This is a genomic window from Mesorhizobium sp. M7A.T.Ca.US.000.02.2.1, from assembly GCF_003996995.1.
Lineage (GTDB): Bacteria > Pseudomonadota > Alphaproteobacteria > Rhizobiales > Rhizobiaceae > Mesorhizobium.
In genome coordinates, this window is sequence record NZ_RZTT01000499.1 from 1 (window position 1) to 3,922 (window position 3,922).

The following is a 3,922-nucleotide window of genomic DNA, read 5'->3' on the forward strand; positions in this document are numbered from 1 at the left end:
ATATAGGGCGAAAACAGCCGCTCGACGTTCTGCAGCCGGTAGCCGAGTTCTTCCTCCGCCTCCTTGCGGATGCAGGCTTCGGGATCGTTTTCGTCCAACAGGCCGGCACAGGCCTCGATCAGCGGCTCACGGTGGCCGGTGACGTAGGCGGGATAGCGGAACTGACGCACCAGAAGCACGGTCGAGCGCGAGGGATCGTAAGGCAGGATCACCGCGCCATCGCCGCGATCATAGGTCTGCCGGATTTGCGTCTCCCACTGCCCGTCGCGCCGGCGGTAGTCGAGGACGGTCTTCTTCAGGACGGCCCAGTCGTCGGAGAGGATTTCCTCCGAACGGACGCGAATACGATCTTCCATCGTGGTCTCCATGCAAAAGCGCGTCGCGCTTTATGCTCCTGTTTTATGCATGTCGCTCTCCCAAACCGGGCCACTTTTGGGCGCCATGCATTGCCGAGGCGTATCCGCGAACCGGCATTTCGGCAATCCCGTCAGTGATTGGTCCAGAACCCCTTTCACCGCCTCGTGTCTGGCGCAGGCGCCATCGGTCGCCTAAATAGCTGCGAACCCTCCCGGAGTTTCTCATGACAGCGTCGCTTTTCCAGTCGATCACCCTCGACGGCCTCACCTTCCCCAACCGCATCGCCGTCGCGCCGATGTGCCAGTATTCCGCCGACGACGGCTCGGCCAGTGACTGGCATCTCCATCACTGGATGAACCTCGCAATGTCCGGCGCCGGCATGGTCACGGTCGAGATGACCGATGTCGAGCGGCGCGGGCGTATCACCCATGGCTGCCTCGGCCTTTATTCCGAAGACAATGAGGCCGCCGCCCGCCGCGCACTGGACGCCGCACGACGCGTCGCCGCACCCGGCACGAAATTCGGCTCCCAACTCGCCCATGCCGGCCGCAAGGCTTCGAACCGCAAGCCGTGGGAAGGCGGCGGGCCACTGCAGCCAAATGAGGATCCCTGGCAGACCGTCTCCGCCTCGGCCATCCCCTACGACACCGGTTGGAACGTGCCGCACGCACTGGAGGACGAGGAGATCCTGCAACTGATCGAGCGCTTCGCCGAAGCCGCAAGACGGGCCGAACGCGCCGGCTTCGATTTCATCGAACTGCATGCCGCGCATGGCTATCTGATCTTCCAGTTCCTGTCGCCCTTGTCCAACCAGCGCACGGACCGCTGGGGCGGCTCGCTGGAAAACCGCATGCGTCTTGTCGTCGAGATCGCCAAGGCGGTGCGCAAGGCTACGCCAAAGCTGATGCTCGGCGCGCGGCTGTCGGTGATGGATTGGGTCGATGGCGGCTTCGACGTGGCGGACGCGATCGAAGTGGCCAAAGCGCTCAAGGATGAGGGCGTTGCCTATCTCTGCTGCTCGAGCGGCGGCAATTCGCCGTTGCAGAAATTGCCCACCGGCCCCGGCTATCAGGTGCATCTGGCGGAAGCGGTGCGCAAGGGTGCTGATATTCCGACCCGTGCCGTCGGCCTGATCGACGACCCCAAGCAGGCCGAAGCGATCCTCACCGAGGGCCGCGCCGACATGGTGGCGCTGGCGCGGGCCTTCCTGGCCGATCCGCGCTGGGGATGGCGTGCGGCGGCCACATTCAGCGAAACGATTCACCCGGCGCCGCAGCTTGCCCGTTCGGTGACCACGATGCAGCATTGGATGAAGGCGACGGGCTGAACGGTCCGCGCTCCCGACACGCGCGCCCTCCTGCCTCCAGACGGCCTGACGGTGCTCCGCTGCTATTCCGTCCGCAAGCTGTTGGCGTGGAGTGGGCGTGGCTGGGCTTGGGAGGAAACCTGTTCAGGGGCATTCTTGCCGGTTGCGGCGCAGACCGCAGGTGTAGAGCCTTCAAACAGCCTCTGAGACGTTTGGGCGCAGGCTGACGGCCATGGTTGCAACCAAATTGGCTGCTTTGCGTTGCGGCCATGATGGACAACAAACCTTTTGAAGTGCCGGTCGTCGTCGAACTTGGCCACGTCGGCAAATATCGCCACATCCGCAGCGCCCAGGAGGCCGCGGAGTGCCTGATGACGGTGTGGCCGCTCAATCGCGGCCCGCGCCATCGTGATGCCCTCGACACTTGCCTCAAAGTGCTGGAAGGTTATCGTTCGACAGCAGATGCGCGCCGGGCGCTGATTGAAGCCGCCAAGGAATCGGAAGTGCTGGTGCCCGACGACAGACTGCCCGACGACCGGCTGCATTGAGCAGACGGACCTTTCAACCGGAGGTTTTCCATGGCGAAGCTGACTTACAAGATCGTCGAACATGACGGCGGCTGGGCCTACAAGGTCGGAGCGACCTTTTCCGAGACGTTCCCCACGCATCAGGACGCATTGCGTGCGGCCGAAATCGCCTCGGCCGAGCAGCAGGTCGCCGGAGCGACCGACGGCATCCAGTATGAGGACGCCGAAGGCAAATGGCACGAGGAACTGGCCGACGGCCGCGACCGGCCGCAGACAGAAGTGTCAGATTAATTCGCTATCGCGGTTGATGTTGAGCGGTCCGGCAGGCGCCGACCGCAGCGCCGTCCGAGAGAGGACGCGCCAGCGGCCAGCGATTGGCCTTGCGGACTAGCCCTTGAACATCCAGAAAATCGGTATCCGCTTTTCGGAAATCGCGTTCTGGCTATTTGCCGCAATACTGATCGTTGACGTTTTGCCCAGCGTTAGCGTCCGGGCCTGGCGTGTTGTGGGCACATGGGCCTATCGCGCCGGTATTGCCTTGGGTGTTCAACCCGGAGCCGTCACTGATGCTTCCCGTGGTATAGGGATCGACAGTTGTCTGGTCGTTGTTGCCGAATAGCCACCAGTCGCGATTGTTGGAATACCTGTCGTCCAGTGACTGCGCCATCGCCGATGTTGCGAGACCGATCGTCAGAACAGATGCTGCGAGAATTTTTGTAACCATTGAATCACTCCGTATCTTAGCCGCTTTGGTGCGACACTCATAAAACCCGGTAGTCAGCCGAATGGTTCCTTGAAATTGTCGTGAGGCTCAGGTGAGGCCCTGACCAGCAAAGCCCGGCCGGCGATGCCATCGATGAACGCGGCGGTTCGCTCCGGGACGACGAATTGCTGCATGTGCCCTATTCCCTCGAAAGGTTCGAACCTAGATCCTTGACGTCATCGGCTCGCCTTGGCGGCGCGAAGATGACATTGCGGCTACCGTCGCGCCGCGCTATCTCAGACCACTCGCCTTCCCAGGCCACACGCCTTGCCGGAGCCTTCCATGCCTGAAATCGTGACCGCCGCCATGCTCGTCATTGGCGATGAGATTCTGTCCGGCCGAACCAAGGACAAGAACATCGGCCATCTCGCCGACATCATGACGGCGATCGGCATCGACCTGAAGGAAGTGCGTGTCGTCCCTGACGAGGAAGACGAGATCATCGCCGCGGTGAATGCCGTGCGCAGCCGTTACACCTATGTGTTCACCACCGGCGGCATCGGTCCGACGCATGACGACATCACGGCCGATTCCATATCCAAGGCTTTTGGCGTGCCTTGCGAATACGATGCCGGGGCCTATGCGATGCTGGAAGCAAGCTATGCCGCGCGCGGCATCGAATATACGCAGGCCCGCAAGCGCATGGCGCGGATGCCGCGCGGCGCCGATCTCATCGACAATCCGGTGTCGGTCGCACCTGGCTTCCGCATCGGCAACGTCCACGTCATGGCCGGCGTGCCATCGATTTTCCAGGCCATGCTCGACAATGTCGTGCCGACGCTGAAGGCCGGCACGAAGATGCTTTCGGCGACCGTGCCCTGCCCGTTCGGCGAAGGCCTCATCGGCGGGCCGTTGGGTGATATCCAGAAAGCGCATCCCGATACGATCATCGGCTCCTACCCGAAATATGGCGACGGCAAGTTCTGGACCGAGCTGGTCGTGCGTGCCCGCAACCAGGAGGCGCTGGAC

Annotated in this window: 6 protein-coding genes; 4 read left to right on the top strand and 2 right to left on the bottom strand. The window is 62.5% G+C overall.

What is annotated here, in order from left to right:
- On the bottom strand, window positions 1-356 hold a 356-nt coding region (locus EOD15_RS30225), incomplete at its 3' end, for an NUDIX domain-containing protein (protein WP_127409115.1).
- A gap of 224 nt (window positions 357-580) precedes the next feature.
- Here EOD15_RS30225 and EOD15_RS30230 point away from each other — a divergent pair.
- The 3 genes from EOD15_RS30230 (at window position 581) to EOD15_RS30240 (ending at window position 2,481) form a co-directional block, all read left to right on the top strand.
- Entirely contained in the window at window positions 581-1,684 is a 1,104-nt protein-coding gene (locus EOD15_RS30230) for an NADH:flavin oxidoreductase/NADH oxidase (protein ID WP_127321241.1), read from the top strand.
- 248 nt (window positions 1,685-1,932) lie between these two features.
- The gene (locus EOD15_RS30235; protein ID WP_013532012.1) at window positions 1,933-2,211 is read left to right on the top strand and encodes a DUF982 domain-containing protein; all 279 of its coding nucleotides are present in this window, start codon (window positions 1,933-1,935) and stop codon (window positions 2,209-2,211) included.
- 30 nt (window positions 2,212-2,241) lie between these two features.
- Window positions 2,242-2,481 carry a DUF2188 domain-containing protein gene (locus EOD15_RS30240; RefSeq protein ID WP_013532013.1) on the top strand — a complete coding sequence of 80 codons (240 nt, stop codon included), beginning with the start codon at window positions 2,242-2,244 and terminating at the stop codon, window positions 2,479-2,481.
- 151 nt (window positions 2,482-2,632) lie between these two features.
- Here EOD15_RS30240 and EOD15_RS37080 read toward each other — a convergent pair whose 3' ends face one another.
- Window positions 2,633-2,914: a hypothetical protein gene (locus EOD15_RS37080; RefSeq protein ID WP_084016230.1), complete on the bottom strand. Its 282-nt coding sequence runs from the start codon at window positions 2,912-2,914 to the stop codon at window positions 2,633-2,635.
- A gap of 321 nt (window positions 2,915-3,235) precedes the next feature.
- Between EOD15_RS37080 and EOD15_RS30250 the strand changes: the two genes are divergently transcribed.
- Window positions 3,236-3,922, top strand: a 687-nt coding sequence (locus EOD15_RS30250) for a competence/damage-inducible protein A (RefSeq protein WP_148129710.1), incomplete at its 3' end; no start/stop codon positions are given.